At 63.3% G+C, this 23,980-nt stretch carries 32 protein-coding genes; 6 read left to right on the top strand and 26 right to left on the bottom strand.

The window, feature by feature from the left end:
* Positions 1 to 4: 4 nt before the first annotated feature.
* From VQ065_RS08775 to VQ065_RS08650, 26 genes are all read right to left on the bottom strand, one after another.
* Entirely contained in the window at positions 5 to 514 is a 510-nt protein-coding gene (locus tag VQ065_RS08775; RefSeq protein ID WP_015649045.1) for a phage major tail tube protein, read from the bottom strand.
* 10 nt (positions 515 to 524) lie between these two features.
* Positions 525 to 1,685, bottom strand: a complete 1,161-nt coding sequence (locus tag VQ065_RS08770) for a phage tail sheath subtilisin-like domain-containing protein (protein ID WP_023107128.1) — start codon at positions 1,683 to 1,685, stop codon at positions 525 to 527.
* A 43-nt stretch (positions 1,686 to 1,728) separates the two neighbouring features.
* Positions 1,729 to 2,193 (bottom strand): hypothetical protein, encoded by a 465-nt coding sequence (locus VQ065_RS08765; RefSeq protein ID WP_031691699.1) that lies wholly within the window; start codon positions 2,191 to 2,193, stop codon positions 1,729 to 1,731.
* A complete protein-coding gene (locus tag VQ065_RS08760; protein WP_033964221.1) occupies positions 2,190 to 4,271 on the bottom strand; it encodes a phage tail-collar fiber domain-containing protein in 2,082 nt (693 codons plus the stop codon). Before VQ065_RS08760 ends, VQ065_RS08765 begins: the two co-directional genes overlap by 4 nt.
* Complete coding sequence (locus tag VQ065_RS08755) at positions 4,268 to 4,798, bottom strand: phage tail protein I (protein ID WP_031691621.1); 531 nt, start codon at positions 4,796 to 4,798, stop codon at positions 4,268 to 4,270. Before VQ065_RS08755 ends, VQ065_RS08760 begins: the two co-directional genes overlap by 4 nt.
* Positions 4,795 to 5,679 (bottom strand): baseplate assembly protein, encoded by an 885-nt coding sequence (locus VQ065_RS08750; protein WP_014603889.1) that lies wholly within the window; start codon positions 5,677 to 5,679, stop codon positions 4,795 to 4,797. Before VQ065_RS08750 ends, VQ065_RS08755 begins: the two co-directional genes overlap by 4 nt.
* Complete coding sequence (locus VQ065_RS08745) at positions 5,676 to 6,002, bottom strand: GPW/gp25 family protein (RefSeq protein WP_014603890.1); 327 nt, start codon at positions 6,000 to 6,002, stop codon at positions 5,676 to 5,678. Before VQ065_RS08745 ends, VQ065_RS08750 begins: the two co-directional genes overlap by 4 nt.
* Before the next feature lie 9 nt (positions 6,003 to 6,011).
* A complete protein-coding gene (locus VQ065_RS08740) occupies positions 6,012 to 6,233 on the bottom strand; it encodes a hypothetical protein (RefSeq protein ID WP_014603891.1) in 222 nt (73 codons plus the stop codon).
* Between the two features lie 56 nt (positions 6,234 to 6,289).
* Positions 6,290 to 6,847 carry a phage baseplate assembly protein V gene (locus VQ065_RS08735; RefSeq protein WP_031691622.1) on the bottom strand — a complete coding sequence of 186 codons (558 nt, stop codon included), beginning with the start codon at positions 6,845 to 6,847 and terminating at the stop codon, positions 6,290 to 6,292.
* Positions 6,844 to 7,380 (bottom strand): hypothetical protein, encoded by a 537-nt coding sequence (locus VQ065_RS08730; protein WP_031691623.1) that lies wholly within the window; start codon positions 7,378 to 7,380, stop codon positions 6,844 to 6,846. Before VQ065_RS08730 ends, VQ065_RS08735 begins: the two co-directional genes overlap by 4 nt.
* Positions 7,373 to 8,041, bottom strand: coding sequence for a hypothetical protein (locus VQ065_RS08725; protein ID WP_031691624.1), 669 nt, complete (start codon positions 8,039 to 8,041; stop codon positions 7,373 to 7,375). The genes VQ065_RS08730 and VQ065_RS08725 overlap by 8 nt, the downstream gene beginning before the upstream one ends.
* Complete coding sequence (locus VQ065_RS08720) at positions 8,041 to 8,355, bottom strand: head-tail joining protein (protein WP_015649052.1); 315 nt, start codon at positions 8,353 to 8,355, stop codon at positions 8,041 to 8,043. The genes VQ065_RS08725 and VQ065_RS08720 overlap by 1 nt, the downstream gene beginning before the upstream one ends.
* A 2-nt stretch (positions 8,356 to 8,357) precedes the next feature.
* Positions 8,358 to 8,543 carry a hypothetical protein gene (locus VQ065_RS08715; RefSeq protein WP_023127301.1) on the bottom strand — a complete coding sequence of 62 codons (186 nt, stop codon included), beginning with the start codon at positions 8,541 to 8,543 and terminating at the stop codon, positions 8,358 to 8,360.
* Between the two features lies 1 nt (position 8,544).
* Positions 8,545 to 9,582 (bottom strand): major capsid protein, encoded by a 1,038-nt coding sequence (locus VQ065_RS08710; protein WP_023127300.1) that lies wholly within the window; start codon positions 9,580 to 9,582, stop codon positions 8,545 to 8,547.
* Between the two features lie 15 nt (positions 9,583 to 9,597).
* On the bottom strand, positions 9,598 to 9,948 hold the full coding sequence (locus VQ065_RS08705) for a head decoration protein (protein WP_014603897.1): 351 nt from the start codon (positions 9,946 to 9,948) through the stop codon (positions 9,598 to 9,600).
* A gap of 13 nt (positions 9,949 to 9,961) precedes the next feature.
* The gene (locus VQ065_RS08700; protein ID WP_031691625.1) at positions 9,962 to 11,182 is read right to left on the bottom strand and encodes a S49 family peptidase; all 1,221 of its coding nucleotides are present in this window, start codon (positions 11,180 to 11,182) and stop codon (positions 9,962 to 9,964) included.
* 2 nt (positions 11,183 to 11,184) lie between these two features.
* The gene (locus tag VQ065_RS08695) at positions 11,185 to 12,798 is read right to left on the bottom strand and encodes a phage portal protein (protein WP_031691626.1); all 1,614 of its coding nucleotides are present in this window, start codon (positions 12,796 to 12,798) and stop codon (positions 11,185 to 11,187) included.
* A gap of 2 nt (positions 12,799 to 12,800) precedes the next feature.
* A complete protein-coding gene (locus VQ065_RS08690; RefSeq protein WP_014603900.1) occupies positions 12,801 to 13,016 on the bottom strand; it encodes a hypothetical protein in 216 nt (71 codons plus the stop codon).
* A 12-nt stretch (positions 13,017 to 13,028) separates the two neighbouring features.
* Positions 13,029 to 14,978, bottom strand: coding sequence for a phage terminase large subunit family protein (locus tag VQ065_RS08685; protein WP_311060810.1), 1,950 nt, complete (start codon positions 14,976 to 14,978; stop codon positions 13,029 to 13,031).
* The gene (locus VQ065_RS08680; RefSeq protein WP_031691628.1) at positions 14,959 to 15,483 is read right to left on the bottom strand and encodes a terminase small subunit; all 525 of its coding nucleotides are present in this window, start codon (positions 15,481 to 15,483) and stop codon (positions 14,959 to 14,961) included. The genes VQ065_RS08685 and VQ065_RS08680 overlap by 20 nt, the downstream gene beginning before the upstream one ends.
* A 114-nt stretch (positions 15,484 to 15,597) precedes the next feature.
* Positions 15,598 to 15,960 carry a phage holin family protein gene (locus VQ065_RS08675; protein WP_014603903.1) on the bottom strand — a complete coding sequence of 121 codons (363 nt, stop codon included), beginning with the start codon at positions 15,958 to 15,960 and terminating at the stop codon, positions 15,598 to 15,600.
* Positions 15,961 to 16,529: 569 nt separating this feature from the next.
* On the bottom strand, positions 16,530 to 16,901 hold the full coding sequence (locus VQ065_RS08670) for a PA0613 family protein (protein WP_015649058.1): 372 nt from the start codon (positions 16,899 to 16,901) through the stop codon (positions 16,530 to 16,532).
* Positions 16,898 to 19,144, bottom strand: a complete 2,247-nt coding sequence (locus VQ065_RS08665) for a VapE domain-containing protein (RefSeq protein ID WP_050158037.1) — start codon at positions 19,142 to 19,144, stop codon at positions 16,898 to 16,900. Before VQ065_RS08665 ends, VQ065_RS08670 begins: the two co-directional genes overlap by 4 nt.
* Positions 19,108 to 19,317: a TraR/DksA C4-type zinc finger protein gene (locus VQ065_RS08660; protein ID WP_034002897.1), complete on the bottom strand. Its 210-nt coding sequence runs from the start codon at positions 19,315 to 19,317 to the stop codon at positions 19,108 to 19,110. The genes VQ065_RS08665 and VQ065_RS08660 overlap by 37 nt, the downstream gene beginning before the upstream one ends.
* On the bottom strand, positions 19,310 to 19,864 hold the full coding sequence (locus VQ065_RS08655) for a phage regulatory CII family protein (RefSeq protein WP_019726483.1): 555 nt from the start codon (positions 19,862 to 19,864) through the stop codon (positions 19,310 to 19,312). The genes VQ065_RS08660 and VQ065_RS08655 overlap by 8 nt, the downstream gene beginning before the upstream one ends.
* Before the next feature lie 448 nt (positions 19,865 to 20,312).
* Positions 20,313 to 20,582 (bottom strand): transcriptional regulator, encoded by a 270-nt coding sequence (locus VQ065_RS08650; protein WP_071537920.1) that lies wholly within the window; start codon positions 20,580 to 20,582, stop codon positions 20,313 to 20,315.
* Positions 20,583 to 20,693: 111 nt separating this feature from the next.
* Here VQ065_RS08650 and VQ065_RS08645 point away from each other — a divergent pair, with 111 nt between their 5' ends.
* From VQ065_RS08645 to VQ065_RS08620, 6 genes are all read left to right on the top strand, one after another.
* Complete coding sequence (locus tag VQ065_RS08645; protein WP_033949268.1) at positions 20,694 to 21,494, top strand: XRE family transcriptional regulator; 801 nt, start codon at positions 20,694 to 20,696, stop codon at positions 21,492 to 21,494.
* Between the two features lie 264 nt (positions 21,495 to 21,758).
* The gene (locus VQ065_RS08640; RefSeq protein WP_044261405.1) at positions 21,759 to 22,583 is read left to right on the top strand and encodes a BRO-N domain-containing protein; all 825 of its coding nucleotides are present in this window, start codon (positions 21,759 to 21,761) and stop codon (positions 22,581 to 22,583) included.
* Positions 22,580 to 22,891 (top strand): hypothetical protein, encoded by a 312-nt coding sequence (locus VQ065_RS08635; protein ID WP_033949270.1) that lies wholly within the window; start codon positions 22,580 to 22,582, stop codon positions 22,889 to 22,891. Before VQ065_RS08640 ends, VQ065_RS08635 begins: the two co-directional genes overlap by 4 nt.
* A gap of 9 nt (positions 22,892 to 22,900) precedes the next feature.
* On the top strand, positions 22,901 to 23,194 hold the full coding sequence (locus VQ065_RS08630; protein WP_023115509.1) for a phage antirepressor KilAC domain-containing protein: 294 nt from the start codon (positions 22,901 to 22,903) through the stop codon (positions 23,192 to 23,194).
* A gap of 153 nt (positions 23,195 to 23,347) precedes the next feature.
* Positions 23,348 to 23,656 (top strand): hypothetical protein, encoded by a 309-nt coding sequence (locus VQ065_RS08625; RefSeq protein ID WP_031631574.1) that lies wholly within the window; start codon positions 23,348 to 23,350, stop codon positions 23,654 to 23,656.
* On the top strand, positions 23,653 to 23,967 hold the full coding sequence (locus tag VQ065_RS08620; RefSeq protein WP_023107149.1) for a pyocin activator PrtN family protein: 315 nt from the start codon (positions 23,653 to 23,655) through the stop codon (positions 23,965 to 23,967). The genes VQ065_RS08625 and VQ065_RS08620 overlap by 4 nt, the downstream gene beginning before the upstream one ends.
* Positions 23,968 to 23,980: the final 13 nt, after the last annotated feature.

Genomic DNA, 23,980 nt, shown 5'->3' with positions numbered 1-23,980 from the left:
CTCCTTAAATGCCCAGCGCTGCGCGCGTTTCAGCCAGTTGATCGACACCGTTGATAACCCGCAACGGCGCCAAGGGATCGATCTCGAAGACCACGCGGCCGTCGACTTCGAGCTTGTAGTAGGTGACACCCACCGAATACTTGAATTCGGCCTTGTCGCCGGCCTTCCAGTCGCCCGGGTCAACCTCCTTGAGGGTGCCGCGGATTGTTGCGGTTACCGCCGTTACCTTGCCTTTCTGCGCCTTGAAGGCGCCGCGGAAGACGCCACGGAACGCGGTGCCATCGGCCAGGCCGAAGAAGTTCAGCGCCTCGCGCCGCACCCCGTTGGTGGTGAACGACGACTCCATGCGCTCAAGCCCCATGTCCATGTCGATGGAGCCATCCATGCCGCCGGCGCGGAACTCGTCGGTCTTCACGGTGACCTTGGGCAGGGTCAACGACGGCACATCGCCCTGGAAGCTGATACCGTCGATGAACAGGTTGGTATTGGTCAGTACCTGCGGAATCATTGCCATTGCGCGCTCCTTATGCTGCGTCGAGGACTTCGGTCAGCCACTGGTCGGTGACTTCGACGCGGAAATTGGGGTTCTCGGCCGGCGGAACGTCGGTGAATCGGATGTTCCAATACACTTTGCCTTGGGAGAGCTGGCTGGCCGTATTCAGGTCGGGGTCGGCGTAGACCTCGAAGTTGATGACCGCGCCCTGGTTCTTCAGGTCGCGCATGAAGGACTCCAACCCCTCGGTCACGTCAGACACATAGGTCTTGGTGATCGAGCGGTCGACCGCCCACTTGTGCCCTGCCAGGATCGCGTCCATCACGATATCCATCGTCCGCACGCGGGTGACGAATGCCCACTTCGCATCCGAAGACAAGGTGCGGTTGCCCCACAGGCGGTAGCCGTCATCGCGGATGATCGTGGTGATGTTGGCATTGTTCAGCAGGTTGGCTCGGCAGGTCGGGTCGCCGTCCAGATACTCGATGGGCCGCGTGGTGCCCGTGATCCCGACGAACTCCTTATTCGAGGGGCTGGCCCAGAATCCATACTCAGCATCGGTCCAGGCGAACAGACCCGCCACCCAGGCCGAGGCCGGAGCGTCGGTGGTGCTGCTGGTCTCGGTGTTCCAGACCTGCACCCCCGGATCGACCATGTACAGGCGCTTGCTGCCGAAGTTCGCGGCGTAGGCGATGGCGGTCTCATCATCCTTGCCCGGGCCGTCGATGATCGCGATTGCCCGCATGCGGCCGGCCAGGGCGTCCATCGCACTGGCCACTGCCTGCCGTGCGGAATGCCCAGGCGCAATCAACAGCCGCGGCTGAGCGTTGAAACGCGATTTGCCGTCCAGCAGCGCCTCCAGGCCGGTACGCTCGCCGGTACTGTTGATGCCGCCGATGATCGCGCTGGCCTGCTCTTCGGGCGTGCCCGCCGCTTCCACACCGACCGCCACGATGACAGCTTGGGCGCGCATGTAGATGGCCTCGCACGCAGCGTAGATCGGCGAACCGATCCCGAACGCCGCTGCCGCTTCCTTCTTGCTGCTGATCAGGACCGGCACGTTCGGCTTGGCGGTCGCTCCAGCTCCCGGAGTAAACACGTCACACAGACCGATGATCGAGCTGGAGGGCAAAGCAATGGTCCGCGCGCCCACGTCCACATTCGTTACCGTGACGCCATGGAAAAAGCTCATTGGTAGATCTCCTAGAATGAAAAACCCCGCACTAGGGCGGGGTTTAGTTGGTGCCTTCTTCGGCCAGCCAGGCAGGCGGCGCCGGCCTGGAGGCGGGGTCGGGGAATGCCGGGTCGTCCGGCCAATTGCGCAGGGCCTCGCGGTAGCTCATTACCTCGCGGAACTGTTCAGACGACAGGGAGGTGGCCAGCTTGCCGAGTTCGCGCTCGTCGCGATGCCGCGCCACTAGGCCATCGGTCACTATTAGTTGTGCGTCGCGCCATGCACGAGCCCGCGCGACGAGCCGCTGCTCGTCTGGCGGGGGAGGATCGACCAACATTGGAAGGCCAGAGGAATCGACGGAAATTCGCTTACCGGACTCCTGCCCGGCCAATATCCGCTCATAGAGCGCTGTACTGATCGGCACCGCATCGAGCGGCCAACCGCTGCCTTCCTCGTAGACCTTCCGCAACGAAACGGGATAGAACGCCACCGCAGACGGCGAGAAAACATAGTCACTGGAACTCATCGACCGAATGCCTCCCAGAACAATACGGATTGGAGTTGATAGCTATTTTCGAGGGTCGCCCCTGTCGTTGTCTGTCCATAGAACGCGGTGCTCGCGTCGGTGCCCGGATGGAAATAGGCGGTCTGACCCGCGAAACCGCCTAGGCATTCGTTCGGGAAAGGAATCGGAAACGTGATAGTCGCCGTCCCGTCACCCGCTACCGTCACGCGCCCCCACTGGCGGATAAATCCAGTGTCGTTATCCCGCCACCAGCCGGTGGAATAGAGCCACGCGGTCGAAGGTACACCGGCTCCAAGACTCTCCCTTGCCCCCGTGGAGTTATTCGCGCCCGTTCCCCCCAAATGTACCGGGAGAATCCCTGAAGTGATTTGGCTAGCATCGTGCGTATGCGAGACACGGGCATACACCGAGAGATCCAGATTCGCCGCAGTGTAGATTGGACTCCCGCGCCAAAGCAGATTTCCAACATCGTTCATCCCGAGGTCGCCCGCGTATACGCCGCTCCAGTGAAACCAGAGTCGCGGCGCATATTTGTAAATTCGCCCGTTCGCGCCAATCAATTCGGCTTCACGAATTTGGATGGCGGCTTGCGCGAGCCCATCGCCTGCCACCGCCGAATAGAAAATTGGACTCTGACTGTTGAATCCTGCGTTCAGCGCATCGGTAATCCCGTAGCCCGCCAACGTAGTGGGCTTGCCGCTGTTGATCTTGCTCCAATCCAAACTTGGGATATCAGCGGCGGACAACGATGCACCTGCTGTCACCAAACCTTTGGCGTTGATTGTCACCTTGGGATAGACACCGGGCACCACTCCGCTATCTGCGAGGGTCAGCGCGATGGAAATGTCCCGTGTTCCATCGAATACTGCGCTGCCTGTTGCAGCACCGCTACACGCAAGAATCCGCTCCGACGTCAGCTTCGTAGCACTCGCTGCATTACCGGTAATTGACGCCGGCAGTTGGCCCGCGCCATTGAGCCGTAGCAGCTTGTGCGGTGTTGGCTCTTCCACCGCCTCACTCTTCGCCAGGGCATCGGTGATGCCATAGCCACCCAGCGTATTGGGCTTGCCGCTGTTGATCTTGCTCCAATCCAAACTTGGGATATCAGCGGCGGACAACGATGCACCTGCTGTCACCAAACCTTTGGCGTTGATTGTCACCTTGGGATAGACACCGGGCACCACTCCGCTATCTGCGAGGGTCAGCGCGATGGAAACGTCCCGTGTTCCATCGAATACTGCGCTGCCTGTTGCAGCACCGCTACACGCAAGAACCCGCTCCGACGTCAGCTTCGTAGCGCTCGCTGCATTACCGGTAATCGACGCCGGCAGTTGGCCCGCGCCATTGAGCCGTAGCAGCTTGTGCGGTGTTGGCTCTTCCACCGCCTCACTCTTCGCCAGAGCATCGGTGATGCCATAGCCACCCAGGGTAGTAGGATTGCTGCCACTGGTTGCTCGGCCCTTCGCGTCAACAGTGAGGCTGCGGTAGGTACCAGGAGCAACCCCCGTCGGACTCAAGGATAAAGGCAGTGTAATACCGCCGCCCTGCTCTAGCGTCATCTGCCCAGTGGCATCATTGATCGCCCGAACCTCCAACAGGGCCTTATTCAGATCTGCCACCGTCGCGGTAACTACATTGGGATCGATCAGAAGGTTAACGATTTCTGCGTGGCTGACTGCGATATGCAACCGGACGGTCTGGGTTCGCCCCGCCCCCTCGCTGACCAACGGCTTGTAGCTAGGCGCACAATCCGCTACAGCGATCAGGTCGCCATCGGAATCCTCCAGTCCCAGCTCGCGCATCCACCAGCCCCCCACTTCCTGCGGCAGAATGGCTTCGGCCACTAGCACGCTAGGACTATCCTCGGCCGCTACCAACCGGTTTAGTTTGACCCGGTAGCGCTGTCGGATAAGCGCGGTTTGCGACGGACTAGGGACCGGATCAGGAGTCTCCCCGGGCGCACCTCCTCCATCACCAATCAACATATGGGTAATGTCACGCCGCAGCCCGCCAGCCGCCGCCTCGATTTGCTTGGCAGCCCCCTTGTCGGTAAGGAAGCCCCCGTATTGCTTGCTCATGGAATGAACCTCGGGAATACATCCAAGATGTCACCATCGGTTTCTACAACCGCAGTGAAGACCTGAAGCTTGGGCTCGAAGCGAATGTCGAGCCCGACGATATGGCGACTGACCGGCCGCGCGTCATCCAGCAGGCGCTCCACCTCGCGATAGGTGGTTTCAGTGATACCGCCGCTGCTCACGCCAACCTCGATGGAGAACGTGCCGGGCTCGCCGGGCGGGTCGGTCTGCCACCACTCGGTCACCGTCAACAGGTAGCCAATTGGCTCGACCACCCGACGTAGCGCGCCGATAGTGCCTTTCCTCGCGTGGATCTCGAAGGCAGAGCGGATTGCTGCCCGCTTTGTCGGCACCGACCATTCGTTGTCCCAGCGATCCACTGACCAGGCCCAGGCCAGCCACGGCAGGATGTGTTCCGGGCAGGTATCGGGGTTGACCAGCAGCCGCAGAGGCACGTCCGTTTCTTCGTCCGTCGCGAACTCCAGGGCGCGCTCCAGATCGGTCGCGTTGCTCGGTAGCTGACTCATGCGTCCCCCTGTACGACCTTCACGGACGTGCAGTAGGCCGCCTGAGCCTTGGTCGGCACGATATCGACCCAACCGTTCAACACCACCTTGCGAACGCCGGTGATATGCAATTGGGCGTCAATCGCCGACCGGGACACCTCGACACCCAGGCGACGGCGCGGATTGATCCAGGCGTTTATCCGACGCTGGCACTCGGCAAGAATCGCCTCGTTCTCCGACCCGACGCCCTCCATGTACACCACCGCATCGATGCTGTACGGCAGCACCTCGGCGCTCTGCACCGTCAGCCGGTCGCCGACCGGCCGGATATCCTCATCACTCAGTCGGGCATAGACGGTATCGAGCAACGCCTGATCGGCGACCCCCTGCCCTTCGACGTGCAACACGGTAACCACCACCTCCGCCGGCCTGGGGCTTTCGGCCGTCGCGTCCCCGACCAGGGCCGACGCACTGCGCGCGTGCAGGATGTAGCTGGACCGAGGCCCTGCGGTGGTCAGGCCTTCATAGGCTAGCTGTACGCGCTCCCGCAACGCGGCGTCGTCCTCCATCACCCGCTCGGTCGGCGGAACCGCCGACTCGTCGGCCTCCCGTATCACCAGGCGCTGTAGCTTGACGTTCGCCGCCAACTGGTCAAGGTCGCTACCCTCGGCATAGGCCAGCAACAACGCCTTGGCCGCCGAGTTCACCCGAGCGCGGTTCTGCATTCGACGATAAGCTGCCTGTTCGAGCAGCTTCACCACCGGGTCACTTTCCAGCGCAGCGTTCCACTGGTCGCCCATGTAAGCCCTGAAATCCGCCAGCTCCTCGGCATAAACCGCCTCGAACTCCAACGGCTCCAGCACTTCGGGCGCCGGCAGTGAGGCCAGATCTACGGTACTCATGCGCTGACCTCCAGCATTACGGAGTCACCCAGGTACACCCCGGCCAACTCCAGATCGATCCGCCCACCCATGACCGCCACCACCCGGACACGCTCCAGGCGCAGCCGAGGTTCCCACCGGCCAAGCGCCCGCGCGACCTCGGCTTGCACGGCACTCTTCCAACCGTCGTTCACCGGCAGATCGACCAGGCGCCGCAACTTACTGCCGTACTCCGGGCGCATGCGCCGGGTGCCCAACGGGGTAGTCAGAATGTCCTCGATGGATTGTTTCAAGTGGGCCACGCCGGATAGCGGCTGCCCGGTCCGTCGATCCAGCCCAATCATCGATCACCCCTACTTACGAACGAATTCCGCGCGAGCCACTAACCACTCGAACACCTCTTCGGTGTCGGCGACGACCTCGCTATTGCGCACCTGCACCGTCACGCCGCCGGGCATGATCAGGGTGCGCTGTCGGTAGGCCTGATCGATGAACGTCACCGGCAACTCGGGCGTCGGATGATCTTGAACCGGCGCCTGGACGGCTTCCGCTTCTTCAGTCTTGGCTTTGGCCATTGGCCCCTCCAGAAACGACAAAGCCCGCACAAGGCGGGCTCAGCGTTGGGTTATGTTCAGTGTGTGTGATGGTTGCTGTTGCCGGTGGTGTCCATGATCGAGCCGCCGCTGGTGATATTGCCGGTGACGTGCAGCGTGCCGGCCACCGTGACCTTGCCAGCCAGCAGGATCTCGCCGGCCTGGACGACTACCTGACCCGGGGTGACGGTGACCGAGGCGCCGCCAACGGTCGTCGTGCAGGTACCTGCCGGGAGGGTCACCGCGTAGCTCTTCGCCTGCCAGTCGTAGACCAGGGAGCCGCCATCGGGAAACCGCCAGACCTCCACGTTTTCGCGGTTGTCGGGCTGGTCGCCGGCGACGCCGTACAGGCCGGGAATGAACGTTCCCATGTCGGCTACGCCGCTAGGGCTGATCAGCGCACCCTGCTCACCGAGGCTCGGCGCTCGCCAGTGCCGCGCCGTGCCGGCGGCCAGGCTATGCCAGCGCACCCAGCCACTGATCCAAGCCCCTGCCTGCACGCGCACCCGAGCGGCCGCGAGATCCACCGCAGCAACCACGCACGGCTTGATCATCGCCGCAATCATGCGGTCATGTTCCGCTGTCGCGTAGCTCATAGCGGGATATCCTCGGGCGCGAAGTAGTCCCCCTCATGACCGGGACCAGTGTCGGGATCGATGCCGAACAGCAGCTCCTCGCCAGACTCGTCCTTCCAGGGCCACTCCTCGGCCCCTACATAGACCGTTTGCGTCCACTCCACCAGCCAGACACAGAAGGCGTCCAGCTCAGGCTTCGTGTAGTCCTCGCCGGCCTGGACGAACTCGGCTTGCGAAACATCGTCCAGATCCCATGTCTGGTCCCGCAGCAGATGGGCAAGCTGGGTTGCCAGTTGTAGGGCCTTGGTGCGGTTCTCCGCGCGCTCCCGGCCTACGACGATCCGGGCTTGCACATGCAAGGTCAGTCCCACCTCGCCCGTGCCCTGGTCGGGATCCTGGCTCGGCTCGAACTCCGACACCTCCAACAGGATGCACGGCGCTGGCATCCGGTCCTCGATCTGCGTATCGAACGCGATAGAGCGCATACCGGCGAGCGATGCGTTCAGCTCTGCCTCAATCGCTCGGTAGAAGTCGAGCAGCACGAAGTCAGCCACGCGCGCCTCCCTTGGTCAGCTTGTGCAGTTCGTAGGCAAGTTCGCGCTGGGCGAACTCAAGCAGTTTCTGGTCGGCCCGCTTGGCCCAGGCATCGAACAGCGGACGCACGTCGTCCAGCAGCACCTTTGCCTTGGCCAAGGGAAAGCGGCCGTACATGTCCGCGTCCATCGAACCGCGGCGACCGTAGGCCATCGATCGAACGTCGCTGGCCGGGTAATCGCTCGGGTCGAAGTGCGGGCTGGCCGTTCGAATCCAGATATCTGGCTCGCCCCCGTACACACGGGCATAGAAGGCCCCGCGATAGGTTCGCCCGGCCACCGTCACCCCCGCCTTTCCCTGACGAGGCCGGCCGATTCGGCTGGCCTCGATGGGGTTGATGCCAAACCAGAGCTTGCCCTGGCTACCCGAGCCACGCACCGGATACGCGATCAGCCGCTGCCGCACTGCCCGAACCGCTATGCGCTCCTTCTGGCCGACCGCCCTGGCGATATGCGTCCGCAGCCAACCGAGCGTCTTGTTGATCGCCCGGCGCTGCGCGTTCATAGCCGCCTTCGGGTACGCCGCCGCCAGAGTCGAGAAGGCCGCCATATCGGCGGCCTTCGGCTGGACGTTCAGCGTACCGCCTCGCGCGGTCACCCGATGGGTGGTACCGATAGCCATCAGTCCCTCCTCAGCAGCAACGCGACTAAGCCAGTGCCATCAGGCTCCCGCCGCACGACGATATAGGCGCCGCCGTCTGGCGGAGGGAGATCCACGACGATTCCCTGCCCGACCTCCACGCTCGCCGCATCGCTGGCCAGAACGGTGAACCGCGGCTCACGCAATGGAAGCGGCGCGGTACCCATGCGCGGAGCCTGCCATGGGGCGGTAAACTCCCCCAGCACAGGCTCTGCCCGCCCTTCGAAATGGGCAGGGTCGCCCAGCTCATCGAACAGCAGCGCATCGAGATCAGCGAATCGCTCATGAAAGCGCATGGCTATTCGCCGTCCTCGCCGCTCTGCGCCTGGGCGTGGTCCTTGGCCAGACCGATAACGCCCGCAGCCAGCAACTCCTCCCGCAGCTCCGTGCTGGCCGGTTCGTAGGGCTCGCCCATCCGATAGATATCGCGCCCGTCCTGCACGCACCCCTTAATGACGATGTACTTCGACTTTGCGGCGGCCATGTCACACCACCTTCGCGAACAGGAAGGCATCCGGCTCCAGCAGGCCGGACAGCGCAGCAGCCTGGAGCTTCACCCAGCGCACGCTCGGCTCCTTGGTCGTCCAGCTCTTCGGGAAGCGCGACGCCTCGACCAGGCCACTCTCGATGGCGTCGAGATCCTGAATCGCCCCGTACAACATCGCGTTACGGGTGTTGGTCGAGCCCAGGATGATGCCACCCGCCGAGATCATCGGCTGCTCCTCCTCGTCGCCATCGTCGGGCACGAACCACTCATCGTAGCCGTAGAGATCCAACCCCGGATCGTTGAGATAGCCGAGGTACGTAACGCCATCAGGCAGTTCCTCGGGGTTGATCATGCCCAGGTCGACGCGACGGGTATTCAGCTTTTTCATGACGCTTTCGTCGTTCTGGAACGCATCCAGGGCCTCGCCGCTGAACACCGACACGTTCGCTGTGCGCCCGGAATCCTTGGCAATGCGGCGCTTCCAAGTCCGCAGATTGCCAATCGGGTCGGCGCCACTGGCCCCCCACTTGCCGGTGGCCAGCGTCACCTTGTGGGTATCTTCCATCTGGAAGTCGATAACATCATCGACGCCCTCGCCCTTCACATTGATGCTGCCGGTAGTAAGCGCCTGGGCACACATCCACTCTTCACGACGGGTAATCTCGTCGTCGAGATCCGCCAGATCCTTGCCCAATTGCTCGCCGGCCCGCTGGAGCGCGGACTTGGTAGCGAACGGGTTTTCGCCAGGCGAACGTTTCAGGATCAGCTCCGCGGTGGTCTCACGCTTGGGCTGGATGTACGGCGGCTTGTAGGTGGTGCTCCGGTAGCCGGAGCGCAGCGACAGGCTCCCCGGTAGGCGGGGATGCACGAACGGAGCCATCTTGCGGGTGCCCTTCACGATATCGATATCCACCGCAGTGGTACCAAAGGTCACCGGGTTGGCGCCATTGAAGAACAGGTCACGCAGGAAGGTACGCGGCCGCACCATCTGCTCCACCGCATCGAGCATCGTGCGGCAGTCGAAAATATCGGTCATCTGGTTGAACTCCTATCAGCGAACGAAGAGGCAGAACGGGCGCAGAGCATCGACCAGGCTGTCACGCCCGTGGCCCTCGCCTACGGTGAGCGCGCCGAAACGCACATCGCCGGTCAGTTGCAGCGGCGCGACCTTGGCACCTGCCGAGGTATCGACGGCCTCCAGCAGAACCGCGCTCGGCGCCTGGGAGCCATCGTCGGCGGCGGCAACCGACAGCTTGTACTCCTTCGAAGCAGTGACCCGGCCCAGCACCGCGCCGCGCTTGAGTACCTGGCCGGCAGCGATCACACCGGAGCCGGTGGCAATGGGGAAATCACCGGCCGCCAATTGGTCCGGGACGTAGGTATTGCGTTGAACTTCGTACATGGCGGATCTCCTTTTAGCGGCGCTTGGCACCGGTCACGATGGCGGATACCGCAGCGCCACGCTCCTTGCTGGCCGCGTCGTCGCCAGCCGGCGTGGAGGCCGAGGCCCCGGTGGAGTCGGCAACGATTCCGGCGAGGGTAATGCCGCGATCAGAGGCCGCCTGGAGCAGTTGCAGGGCGGTCGCTTCGACACTGGTACCGGCTTCGATGGCAGCAGCCACCTCCTTCTCGAAGCCCTTGCTGGCCAGTGCGCTGATGCCCTGAATACGCTTGCGCTCAGCGACAGCCGCGTCGGTACGGGCCGCCTGGATCTCCTCGGCGCCGGCACTGGCCACTTCGATGGTGTTCGGGTCGATGCCGCTGGCCAGCGCCTCGCGCAGCTCTGCCGTGGTCTTCACGACTTTCATACTTGCTTTCCTCGGTTGGGTTGCGGCCGGTTTGGCCAGTTCAGTGATCAGGGCTTCCAGGCTGCCAAGTCGGTGCGCGAGGCCGGCTTTCACCGCCGCGGCGCCGACCAGAAGGCCGCCGTAGTCACCCATTTCCGGGATACGTTCAGCAGCCACGCCGAGATTGCGGGCCACCTTGTTCTCGAAGACTTCAGCCAGGGCATCGACGGTCTCGCCGATCTTCTTGCGCCCTTCTTCGGTGGTGACGTCAGGCCGCTTGTTCGGGGCGTTGCGACTGACCACCTGGTAGCGCTTCGGCTTGTCTGGTCCATCGGGCTGAACCACCGCCTCAACGATGACGCCGATACTCCCGGCCATCGCCGTCTCGTCGACAACGATTTCCTCGGCAGCACTTCCGATCCAGTACGCAGCGCTAGCCAGGTAGCCCCCGGCATAGGTAACGATCCGCTTGCGATTGCGCCCCTCGTACACCAGCTCGGCCAGCTCGTTGATGCCAGATGCCACACCGCCCGGGCTATCGATGTTCAGTACGATGCTGCGGACTGCCGGGTCGTCGAGCGCCCGCTGAATGTCCGTGGCCAGCACCTGGGTGCTGGTGGCTCCGCTGATCTCGGTAAACAGGTTCGCGTAACGGAAGATGGGGCCGATCACAGGCACGATGGCCACGCCGTTGCGAACAGTCACCGTGCGGGCCTTGTTCAAGCGCTCGCCTTCGCGGGTCACCAGCGCTTGGGGGTCACCCATTCGCTCAGCGATGGCCAGCAGGTTCTCCAGATGCTCGGGCAGCATTAGCCAAGGCTGCGATGCAGCCAGCTCGAATGCGCGCATGGTTATTCCTCGTCGTGGGGACCGGGCACCGGCGGCGCCTCGGTTTCGCGGCCCTTCGGCAGCGTGTACAGGTTGTTGGCGCGGCGCTGCTCGATCTCCCGCAAGCGCTGGTTGAACACCTGCTGCCAGGGCTCGCCAGTCATCGCCGCAGTCTCCAGGGTCTCGTTCGACAGGCCGTACTCGATGCGCTTACCGGCGGCGTTCGCCTCCTTCAGCTCGTCGATGGCGCCACGCGCCGGCCCAATCCATAGCGCCTGGCAGTACGCACGCCGCTTGATCGGATCGTGATAGCCGGGCAGGTCGATCAGGCCGCGCGCCACCGCTTCGTCAATCACCAGCTCCCGGCTCGGTTGGCAGAAGTCGCAGGTCAGCCACCAGCGGCGCAGACTGTAGAATCGCCAGGCTTGCAGCATGGCGGCCCGCGCGGCGCTGTAGCTGGTGCTGTAGTGCAAAAGCACCTCGTCCGCGGGGATCTCCAGGGCGGCGCCTATCTCCTTGACGACCGCCATAAAGAACGGATCGAACTGCGCATTCGGCCGGGCGGGGTTGGCGACAACAGGCTCTTCGCCCTCGCCCAGGTCAACCACCGCCCCCTCGCCCAGCTCCAGGGCCGGTGCTTCGTCGTCGGTGGAGGCACTACCACCACCGTTCACCAGGCCCGTCATCGGCAGGCCGCCGGCGTTGTTGTAGTCGGAGCCCTTCTTGATGAACACGGTGAACATTGCCGAGATCACCGCCGCCATAAGCTCGGCGCTGCTGTAGCGCTCCAGCTTCTGCAACGGCTCCAGCACCGGCGCCAGATACGGCGCACCGCGCTTCTGGCCGGGCCGTTCCTTGTCCGACATGACGTGCAACACCCGGCGCCGTCCGGTCTGCGCACCGAATGCCGGTAGACGCTGCCAGGTTAGCGGCCCGGCAGTCGGCAGGTCGTTCGGGTAGCCCGAGCAGACGTGATAGGCAACCGGCGCGCCGAGTCCGTTGGACTCGATGCCATCGACCAGCCCTGCGCTATCCAGGCCGTACCCCGGATTGCAAACGCGCTCGGCCTCGATCAATTGCAGGCGCGTGCCGAAGATGCAGCCGGGCCGCTCCTCGAAGGGCGTTGCCACCAGCACATCGCCGCCGACCAGCGACGACACCAGGGTCAGCGCCTGGAGCTGGTAGTGGTTCAACGTCGCCTCGGCATCGCACTCGGCTGGGCTGTCGGCGTAGTGGTTCCAGATCCAGTCCAGTTGCGCATTCAGCCGCTCCGCTTCTTCACCGGAGATCCCGAGCGCCTGGTGGTCGACCTGCGCCCGACAGACCAGCCCCGTACCGACCACGTTCGTGCGCAGGCGCATCACGACAGCCCGCGCGATCAGGTGGTTACGCAGGGCATCCCGAGAACGGGCGATCAGCATATTGCGCTCGCCGCGGTTCAGGTCTCGACGAGGACTGCCCAGGCCAGGGATCCAACTGGCCATACTGCGGAGCATGCGTGAAGCTCCCCGCCAGCGCGTTTCCGTGCCACCGCCGCCCCCCTGCGCCATCGGCGCCGAGGGACGGGCCGCCGCCTTGGCCAGACGGAGGGCTTCGCGCATCAGTTGTTGCTCGGGTGAGCGTCGGAAAAAGCCCATGGTCAAATCTTCAGGTAGTAAACGCGGTTACGACCCCGCCCGTGCTGGGCGGCCTCTTCCTGAGCGGCGGCTGCGGCGTACTGTTGTTCAAGCATTCGCAGAGACGCCAGCTCGGCTTTGTAGACCTCGCGCTCGCCACGCTTCAGGCGCTGCCCCTTTGACAGGACGTCAGATATCGCCGCCCGGACTTCCTCCAGGCGCTGTTTCGCTGTGGTCATGATTTCCCTCAGTCAGCCGACCCGGCTGCGTGTACCGCGACCGCGCGGCACCGCCCGCTTGGGCATTGGTGCCACGGGCTGGTCGCCACTGAACAATGTGGGTTGCCGCACCTGGCGCTCCAGGGCATCCCATTCGTCATCCCGCAGAAGGTGGGTTTTCAGGCTGCGCGCGGCATGCAGGGCATACACCTCGCAATCCAGCGCCTCGTTACGCCGACCGGCTTTCTTCTGCCAAATCATCTTTGTGGGAATCCGCGGGTGCGGCGCCAACACCTCGTTTGTGAACTGCTCGAAGTAGTCCTGGCGGATATCGCTGTACCAGTGCATCCGCCCCGCCCCAGCACCCACCAGGCGCACGCGGGAGTCGAGCAGGGTCTTGGCCTTGTGCGTGCCGACGATGTACACCCGCAGGCCGTACTTCGCGGCCTTGGTGTTGTCGCGGGCGGTATCCACTGAGGCAGACGGCCGGGAGAAAATCTCTTTCTCCAGGCTATCGCGGGAGGCCCCCTTGATCGCCATGATGTTGAAGCGCTGGCGGTCCCGGACGTATGCGTAGACGGCGTGGTTGGTGTTCCCGTCAGAGCTGTCGATGCTCACCGCCGATATAGCCAGCTCGCCGCCGCCCTCCATCGGGAGCGGCTTTGCCAGCAGCGCATCCAGTTCAGACCAGACCCCATCGCTGGGGTCGGCCGGATTGCCGCGCAGCTCGTTCCAGAACAGGCGCCAGGACTCCTCCCCACGCCCCCAACCGACGACAATCACCGCCAGGCGGTCGCCTTGTACGTCCACCCCTGCGGTAGCCAGCAGCACGCCAGCCGGTGCCGTCCATTCGCCGTAAGCCTCGGCGCGCTTCACCAGCTCCTCGATCCCAGGCGCATTGCTCTTGAACTCGTAGCTCTCACCCTTCGAGCTGTTCACGAACGCGATCATGGGGCCGATGTTGCCCTGGGCGGCGGCATGCTCGGCCTGTAGCCACTTCTCCATCAGCACCGCGAAGCGTGAGCCGTAGAACGTCGCGATCAGCTCGTTCATGTCGTAGCCGGCTATACCGCGGAACTCAGCCGTCGCCACCCAGCGGCCATGCTGTAGGTTCGCGTTCTTCTGCGCGTCGTCCCACACCGACCCGCAGTGCGGACAGGCGTAGTAGGCCAGCTCGGGGCGCTTGTGCCCGTACACTTCGTGATACTGCGTCGGATCCTCCGGGCAGTGCAGGTGATCGAAGCTCAGTTCGTGTTCCTGGCCGCAGTCGTGGCATGGAACCATGGCAATGCGCTTATCCGACAGCTCGTACTCGGCATCGATGGCCGACAGCCCCTTTAGCGTCGGCGTGCCGCCGATGATCACTTTGGATCGTCGGTAGGTCTTCAGCCGCTCCTTGGCCAGCTTGATGCTATCGCCCTGCCCCCTCAGGTTCAGGTTGCAGTCGTCGGGCTCCTCGACGCCGACACGGGGTACCGGCGTTGACTTCACGCTGGAGGGGCTGTTGGAGCCGACCAGCTTCAGGAAGCCACCGGGGAAGCGCTTGAAATCTTGCCGCTGTTGGAGCTTGCGGCTTCGAAGATCGATCTTCTTGCGCAGCCGAGGCGTGGCCTCCACCATCGGCTCCAGTTTCTCGGCCACATACTGCTTCGCAGCTTCGGCCTTCGGAAACAGGATCAGGATCGGCGAGGGGTCCAGATCGATCCATTTGCCGAGGGCGTTACCCAGCACGCCGGAGGTCCATGCGACCTGGGCCGACTTGCGCCCGACTACCTCGGTCACATTCGGATCGTCCAGGGCCTCCAGAGGACCACCCGGCCACACCAGATGGGGGGTCACCTCGAACCGATAGGGACCAGGCTTCGCCGCCTCTTCGGGAGACAGCCAACGGTACTTCCGCGCCCACTCGGCAATGCTCATCCGCGGCGGCGGAGACCACTTGCGGGCCATACGGCGAACGGCGTTAATCGCCGTCTTCTTCAAAGCCCTCTTCAGGGAGCGCGTAGTCAGTATCCCCGTCTGACGGGGCGTCATCCGGTTCATACTCGGCCAGTTTCCTTAGGGTCTCTTCCATCGGTTCGCGAATCAGGCTTTCGTCGATCTCAATGCCATAGCGGGCCGATAGCGACGCTGCCAGCGCGTCGGGGTAGGTGTTGAGCAACTCGACCTTGGCCGCAGTGATCATCGCTTCGTATGCGGTCGCCATATCGGCCACCAACGCCACCTCGCCCACATCGCGGGCCAGGGCGATCTCCTCGCGGTCGGCGCGCAGCCTGTCCAGGCGGTCCCGTACCGATTCTTTCTTGCCGTTGAGGGAGGCGACCTGCACCAGCCAGCCGATCACCTCTTCGGTGTCGTACTCGTTCTCGTTCCCGCGACCGAGCCCGACCGACACCACCGGCATTCCCTCACGCTGCCACCGGCTCAAGGTGCGTTCGTCGCGCCCGACGATCTCGGCCAGGTCGGCTTTCGTCACTCTGCGACCCATGCTAACCCCTTGAAAAGACGGACATTCCTGTAGAAATCACAGCTAGAGGGAAAACGCGAGTCCGCGTACCCGTATAGGGCCGGGGACCGGGGAAGGACCCAAAAAATCGGGATTTCAGGGGGGGCTGGCCGGCCCGCCCCGCTGCTCATCGCCGGCCGGCGGCATCCCGGCGCGCCGGGCAAGCCAGCGCGTGTAGAACCCCGAGGTCACATCGGCGCCGAGGCACGCGACCACGCTACCGAGCGCGGCGGCAACCGGCAGCCCCGCACCGCTCGCCGTGGCGAGCAACACCGAGGCCAGGCCGAACACCACCGAGGCCCCCGAGCGCAGCAGGACACGTTTCAGCAGATCGCTGACCGTCAGTCCTGCCGCCTCGGCGCGCCACAGCTCCCCGGACAGGCCGGCCATCGACACCAGCACGAACAGCCAGGTCGGGATATCGCTCAGCGTCTGCTGAACGTCGTTCTCTGTCGCCATGTTCACCTCGGTCTGAGTAGGCGGCCCGTCCCTGGACCCGACACCCCGCCAGGGAGGCCAGAGGCGCCGAAATCGAGCCAATAAAAAACCCGGCGCGATGGCCGGGTTCCGATGATGTGGAGCGTGTGCCTCAGTGGCGCACCTCTACGAGAGTGCCTACTTTTTACCCCCAAAGTGTCATGGCAACAACCCCGTTTCATTGCCACCCTGCGAATATCCCATGAACGCCTTGGCAATCCCTGGCGAATACTCGGTGAATATCTGCCTACGGTTATCAAGCGCCTCTGGCGCTGTCCTACTGGTCAGTAGGTGGGTCAGCAGGTGGGACAGATAACCCATTGTTTTATATGGCGTTGTCCTACTGTCCCACTTGTCCCACTACTTTTTACGCATATAAGAGAATAATAAGAGCGCACGCTGCGCGCGTGCGCGCGATGCGCGCCTATGTGCGGGCGGGTGTGTGAAAGGTGGGACAGTGGGACAGCCCCAGCAGCGACGGGGCTTTGCGCTGTCCCGCCTCGAAAAACGAAGCGGGACAGAGTAGGACGGTGGGACAGCGCCAGGCCAAGTCAGGCCGCCCGCCGCAGCAGGATTTCAGCGATGGCCGCGTGGGCCAGGTCGAGCCTGCGGTAATACTGGCGTTTGCCACATCCGCATGCTGCCCATTTCATCGGGTCCGACATGTCGTAATCCGTGTAATGCAACCGCACCACCCGCTCGATGGGCGGCGGAAGGTGCTTGTTCACGATCAGCTCAATGTCCGCCGTGCGATCCAGGGGACAGCGAGCCCCCGCTGTGGAGCGAGTCAGGTTTCCCCTGGTCGCCATCAGCATAGCAATCACATTGCTCCCGCCGCTAGCGTTGCCGGCTGAACCTACGCCGTTCGGTGGGTGCAACTCGGCGGCCCAGGTCCGTAGCATCTCGTCAATCGGCTTGATCAAAATGCGGCCTCCTTCTGCGTTGGCCGCCCCTTCCACGACGGCGGCCGCTCATAGCCCCACGGCCGCACCGGCGACTTGCCGGATGCGGGCAGGCGTCTGCGCCGCCAGCCCAGACGGTGCATGATATGGCCAACTCGCATCTGCTCCGGCTTGCCCCAATGCCCGAAGTCGAGGTTGAGCGCGTCCCCCAGCAGGTCAGCACTGGTAACGGTCTCGCCGACGTACCCCTCCAGCCAACCGATCAGCTTGTGTTCCCAGGCATCGACCGTGTAGCGCTTGTCCTGCTCCTCCTCGAACAGCGCGCGCTCTTCACGCGAGACCCACCACTGATCCCCGGCGCGGTAGCAGAACAGCGCTTCTGCCCATAGCTGGTCCCGGATCTCGCGCAGCAGGTCCAGATCCACCTTCGTGCAGAGGACCGGCCAGTATCGACGGTTGCCGGTGGTGTCTTTCAGGTACTCGTCCTGGTTGGTCGTACCCACGAAAACACACTGTCGTGGCACATCGCGGGTTCTGCGGCCGTAGCTCTCGCGGAAGGTATCGACCGAGGCCGAAAAGAACTGCTTTGCCTTCGTGCTGTCGGCCTTGTTGAACGCATCCAACTCGCCCAACTCGCTGATCCACTTGCCGCGCAACATCTGGAACGTCTCTTTGTCACCGAGCACGAACGGGGTATCCATGAACCACTCGCCGCCCAGCACCGACATGGCGGTCGACTTGCCTTCGCCCTGCAACCCTTCGAGGATCAGCACCGTATCCATTTTGCAGCCTGGGCGCATAACACGCGCAACAGCGCCGATCAGCCAGCGCTTGCCGGCCTTCATCGAGTACGGGGTCTCCTCCACGCCCAAGGCCCTGTTCAGCCAATGCTCGATCCGCGGCGTACCGTCCCACTCCAGGCCCTCAAGGTACGCCCGCACCGGGTGAAAGCTGTTCTTGCTGGCCACCACCGACACCGCCTCAAGCACGGGCGGCACCTTCGTCAGCAGCCCGTATTGCTGGGCCAACCACTCGCACGCCAGCATGTCGTCCAGATCTGTCCACTCCCCCGTACCACCGCCATAGGGCGGCGTCCGCAGCTTCATGGTCTTGGCGCTGAACTCGTCATAGCCGAGCACGCCTTGCCATCGTTCGTCGTTCTGAAGGATGAGGCTGATGTTCACCATGTGCGCTGCCAGGCCGCCGCCCTTGATCCGCAGAAGGCAGTCACGCCAGCCCCCCTCAGCCGGTGGCCGGACCACCGCCATGACCTGGGCGCGTACCACTTCCAGCCCCTCGGCACAGTGCAGGTCGTTGAAGTCAGTCCAGCCCTCCTCCCGCTCGCTGCCAAAGCGAGGGAGTACGAACTGGCCGCCAAGGATCGTGGCGGCGTTCTCCGCAGCCTGAGCGCCCGGATTCCAAGGCGATCCGTCCGGGCGGGTGGTCTTCCAGTCGTCATCGCCGCAAAAGATCAGCGGCCGCGACGGGTACTCGGTCTGCATCGCCTTGCCGACCGGCAGCAGGTTGCCGGCATCGAAGGCGATAGCCACCGCGCAGCCCGTCGCCATATACAGGCTGACGCCGGTTGCGTAGCCCTCAGCGATCAACACCGGCTCGCCCGGTTCGGGGCGCGGACCGATCAGGCAGAACGCGCCTTCCTTCTGCATGCCGTAGGGCCAATACGCCTTGTCCCGGCCGGTATCGGGCTGCTTTTCGGGGTAGATGATTTGCAGTCCCACCAGCCCTTTGAGCGTCCGCATGGGAACCATGAAACGCCCGCCGTAGCCGTAGCGACCGCCGATCCCTACGATTTGCTTGCGGTCGAGATACGGCGCCTTGCCCTTCTCCGATAGCCGCTCCCACAGCCGCGCTGCGCCCTGGGCGGCACGCTGCGCGGCATAGGCGGCCTTCGCCGCCGCCTTGCGCTTGGCCTCTTCCTGCCGCGCGTGCATCAGCTCGCGCTCCTCGGCAGTCAGGCGAACACCCTTGAGCTTGAATTTCTCGTTGAGATCCTGCCGCCAGTTGCCGAAGCGCCCGAAATAGAGGGTCTTGCCGCTGGCAGTGGTGTATTCGTGCAGGACGTACCAGCCAGTTGCCTCCCCGTTCCGGTCGCCCTCGACCTTGCAGCGCACCAACTTCCCAAACACCCAGTCCGGGCTCCGCTTGGTGAAGGGTTCAATTCCATGGTCTCGAAGCTGATTCAGCACTTCGTCCAAGGCTTCGTTACTCACCGACGCCCCCTCCGCTCGTTGAACGATTGGCATTCGATGCAGGTTTGGCACCCCGGCACAGCTTCGCGACGGCGCGGCGGGATCGGCTCGCCGCAGCACTCGCACTCATGGGCCGATTCGCCAACCGTTACCAGCGCTCGGGCAGCCAATGCCGCCTCCATGCGCTCCAGCACCAAGTCATTGGCGTGATCCGCGATATCAGCCATTGGCCACCTCCCCGCGTTCGGCGCCCTTGGTGGTCTGGTGGACGTAGCGGGCCCGCTCGTAGAGGCCAACCGCCGCGCGGATGATGCTCATCGCCAGTTTTTGGGTTTCGGCCAGCTCGGCCGCGTCAATGCGGCCGTCCTCGATATGGCGCGCGATGGTGGTTGCCGCGTTGGCCGACGTGTGCAAGATCTCGCCGGCGCCGGCAATCAGGCTGGCCGGCACATCCTCGAACTGAAGCGGCGAAACGAAGAACCACAAGCTGTCGCCCAGCTCGGCATGCAGCGCGTCGAGCACGACCGCCCGCCCCTCGGCCGACACGTACCGCAGGAAGTCGAGCACGTCGTAGATGTTGAGGATATGGCTGGTGTGGCTGGGGTCGAACTTGTGGGAGGTGGTGGAGACGCTGCGGCCGGTGGAGTGAGCGAAGCCAGTGATGCCACCGTGGCACATGCGTTGATTGCGGGCGACGAGGTTGAGCGCTTCGCCCAGGGGGAGTACCTCGCGGCCCATACGGTCGAACTGATCCGCGAACGAAGGTCGGGACATGGCAATTATTCCTGTTTACTGCCAGTGCCACGACGCCACCAACCTTGTTACAGTAAGCGCCGTGGTCACATTGCATGGTGGTCACAAAGGCAGATGGCCGCTCTGTGGTGGAAAAGCCATCTGCCGCCTTGGCCAGGTGATCGGCATCCCTGATCACCTGGCCATTGCAGCCAGTCGCTCTGTGGTGGAGCGGCAGGCAACCCCAAGGCATCCGTGCCTTGGGCCCCGGTAGGCGGCCGCTCTGTGGTGGAAAAGCCGCCTGCCACGATAGCCGGGGATTGGTATCCCTGATCCCCCGGCTGTCAACGCCAGCCGCTCTGTGGTGGAGCGGCTGGCAACCCCAAGGCATCCGTGCCTTGGCTCGGGATGGCAGGGCCGGTCAGGCTTGGACATGCAGTGCGTCCAACCTGATCGGCCTTGCCGCCCCCCCCTCTATGAGCCCCAGCCCTTAAGCCGCGGCTCGAATCTTCGAGTCAGGCCGCGGGAACAACTGAGGCAGATCCGGGCGCAACTCCCATGCCTCGACGGCTCCATCAACAGCACTGACGACTGCCGGCACTCGCTCAGCCGGAACGCGCCCAGCCTTCAGCCACTTCCAAACGTGTGGCTGCTTTACGCCGCAACGGCGTGCAAGTTCGGATTGATTGCCCTTACACAAGGTGAGGACCGCCTCCAGCGCCTCGCGGCATTGGGTAGCGTCGGATTTCGTTGCAGTCATAGTGTCTTGCTCTGTGGTGGAGAACATGCGCAAAGGCTACAACCTTCGGAATAGGATGGTCAACACCCAAAGTTAAAACAAAATCTATAACCTTGGTCTTAGAATGGGCTGATGAAATACGTACCGAGAGACTTACTTCCCACCCTAGCCGAACGACTCCGCTATGCGATGGAGCAGCTAGGTATGAGCCAACCAGCAGTCGCCAAGGCGGCGGGCTGCTCCCAAACCACTATCTTCAAGATTCTGGAAGGCCAAACGCGCGAGAGCAGAAAGACCGGGGCCATTGCACGGGGAATGGGAATTTCGGTGGCCTGGCTGGAGAACGGCGAGATGCCCGCCACCGTTACTCATCTGCACAGAGCAAACAGAGATGTAGATAGAGCAGCCAGAGTCACCCTTGACCCCATTTCCCCCTGGGATAGCGACACCCCCTTGGATGATGATGAGGTTGAGCTTCCCCTATATAAGCAAGTGGAGATTTCTGCTGGGCATGGCAGAACCGCCGTCCAGGCGGAGCCCGGGCGAGTATTACGCTTCTCCTACGCAACGCTACGTGCGTGCGGCGTCTCCCCGTCAAACGCCCTGTGCGCCACCGTCACAGGCAAGAGTCAGGAACCTCTTATTCTGAGCGGAGCGACAATAGGAATTGACTGCGGAATGACACGGATTCTCCCCGGCCACCTGTATGCAATCGAACAAGACGGTGAGCTGAGGGTGAAGTTTCTGGAGCGCCTCGACGGCGGCGGCCTCAGACTGGTCAGCTACAACGACGAAGAGTACCCAAGCGAGAGCTATACGTTTGATCAATACTTGGAAAGACAAATGAAGGTGCTGGGCCGGGTCTTCTGGTGGTCCACCATTCGACCGCTAAACGCTCCACCTATTCCGAGATGCAATCACCCCAAAAACTAAAACCTTAGTTGTTGACCGCACTTAAAACCTTAGTTAGAGTTGCCTCGACTCACCACCACAGAGACGAGGTAACACCATGCAACGTTCCGCCACGGTACACGTCCACCCGGCCTGTACCTCCTCCCCCCAGCAGATCCAGCGCCTCCAGGCCGACACTGGCTGCCTTGTCGTCATCTTCAACGGCAAAGCCCAGCTTGTAGCCAGCCGCACCTCGGGCCGCCGCCATGTCGTAACCGCCACCTCCCCTTTTGGAGGTGACGCGGCATGACTCTCCCCCTCCAATACGCCTTCGAAGGTACCGAAGTGCGCGTCGTGATGATCAGCGGCGAGCCGTGGTTCGTTGCCAGCGACGTGTGCGCAGCACTGAACCTCCCCAACACTACTATGGCCCTGAGCCGGCTCGACGCCGACGAACAAGCCCTCATTTCAATTGAGGGCATCTCTCGCGGTAACAACAAAGCCAACGTCGTCAACGAACCGGGCCTGTATACCCTCGTCCTGGGCAGCCGCAAGCCCGAAGCCAAGCGTTTCAAGCGCTGGGTGACCCACGAAGTGCTCCCTGCTATTCGCCAACACGGCGCCTATAGCCCGTCCCCAATTGAGCAAGACCAAAGAGGCACTGCCGCGTCGGTAGCCAGCAACATCGACCCCGACGCGCTGGTTAGCGCTGGAAAGGTATTCAACACCCTCTTCCGCACAGCTCGACATATGGGCATGACCCGCCAAATCGCCGCCGGCCGGGCCAGTGAAGCCGCCCAACGCTCCACCGGAGTTGATCTAATCACCGAACTTGCTCCCAGCACGTGGCTGAACAGCAGCGAACTATCGAAGCTCCCACTTCGCGTTTCTCGCGATAACACTGGACTCCAGCAGCGTATCCATAGCCATTTGGAGGCGCACGGCTGGCCCCAAGCATTCACTGGTCAACAACTGATAGAGGAGCTTGGCCTAGTTGACGACAGAGCCAATCAATCAGCAGTCGGGAAGTGCCTGTCGGCGCTGAATTACCGTCGCACCCGGCTTTCGACGCAAGGCCGCCCCTGGGTCTACACCCGTCCGACCGCGTTAAAAGGAGGGGATTTGGCATGAGTGGCTATCGTCTCCGGCAGCAATCGTTCATCCGACTGCAAGCCCAGCTCAACCTGACCGGCAAGTTCCACCTGACACTCGAAGACGCGAAAGCCCAGGCTGTCATCTACGGCTCGATCACCACCGAACGCACCGACACCAGTGTTCGCATCGATCTCCGCATGGGCGATCAGCATCACAGCCTTACCCTGCCTTCCCGCAGCAGGAACAACGCCACCACCGTGGCGCAGTGGCTGGAAGGGATCGCGAACGGCCTGATCGAGACAGCCGAGTTCAAACCTACCCGCCGCTGGCGGGCGGCCGCTTGAGGTGCAGCGATGAAAGACTTGTCCCTGCACCAGGCCGCGCAGCGCCTCGGCCTAAGCCGTCCCGAGCTGATCAAGCGCATGAAGGCGGCCGGCCTGCTCGACAGCAGCAACCTTCCAGCCGTACCGGTCCGCGACCGCCTCTACCTGCGCGCAAAGGAAACGTCCTGGCACCACCCCGAACTCGGCATGCAGTACAGCCACTCGACGAAGGTGCGCCCGGCCGGAGTGGCATGGCTGGCCGACAAGCTCGGCATCCCACGCGTCTGCCCGCCGGCGGTCCCGGACCGCCGCGAGGTTGGCTGACGAACCCCGGCCCCGCGAGTACGCCCGCCAGATCGTAGCCCTGCGAACCGTCGAGGAACGCAGGGCGGCCCTGGAGCGGGTGCCGGAACACCTTCGGGAACTTGTACGAACCCACGTAGAGATCGCCTGGAACCATCCCAAAGGAGGCAAGGCATGAACCAATCAACTATCACCGACGCTCAGGCGACGCGGCTGGCAGCAATGGTGCTTAAGCTGGCAACAACAGCCCGGACGTCGGATCGGCCCAGCGATATTGAAGCCGCAGATCATCAGGCACGCGGCGCAACTCTATTCGCGATGACGGCCGGAATCATCGACAGCGACGCATACCTTGCACTCTGCAATCTCTCAACAGATGCGCGCTATCAGCGATCAACCGAACTCATCTTCGACCAGCCGCTGTACACCGGCGCGGCCCGCGCCAGGGCTCGCCACTCCGCTGCTCTACGGGCTGCCGTATGAGCACTCCGCATGACAACCAACCCGAGCTTCGCCTAACTCCGGCTCCGCGCCCGGAGACGGTGGAACTCCTCTACCGCACCTTCGGCGACGTGCTGATCCCGCTGGAGCAACTGCGCACCAGGTACTTCAGGAACCTCAACGAAGACAGCTTCAGCCTGGCCATCAAGGCCAAGCGGATAGCCCTCCCGTTGACCACCTTGGACCCCAGCCGCAAGGCGCCTTTGTTCGTTGACGTGCGCCACCTTGCGGCCCTGATCGACTCCCGAGCCTGGCAGGCCGACGAGGCATATGCCCGACAACGGGAAGACTAACAACCACCACCAG

The sequence above is a fragment of the Pseudomonas sp. KBN10P06128 genome (assembly GCF_037574945.1).
In the GTDB taxonomy this organism is placed as follows: Bacteria; Pseudomonadota; Gammaproteobacteria; order Pseudomonadales; family Pseudomonadaceae; genus Pseudomonas; species Pseudomonas aeruginosa.
The sequence above is the reverse complement of the archived record's forward strand: the minus strand, read 5'-3'. Positions and strand labels throughout refer to the sequence as shown.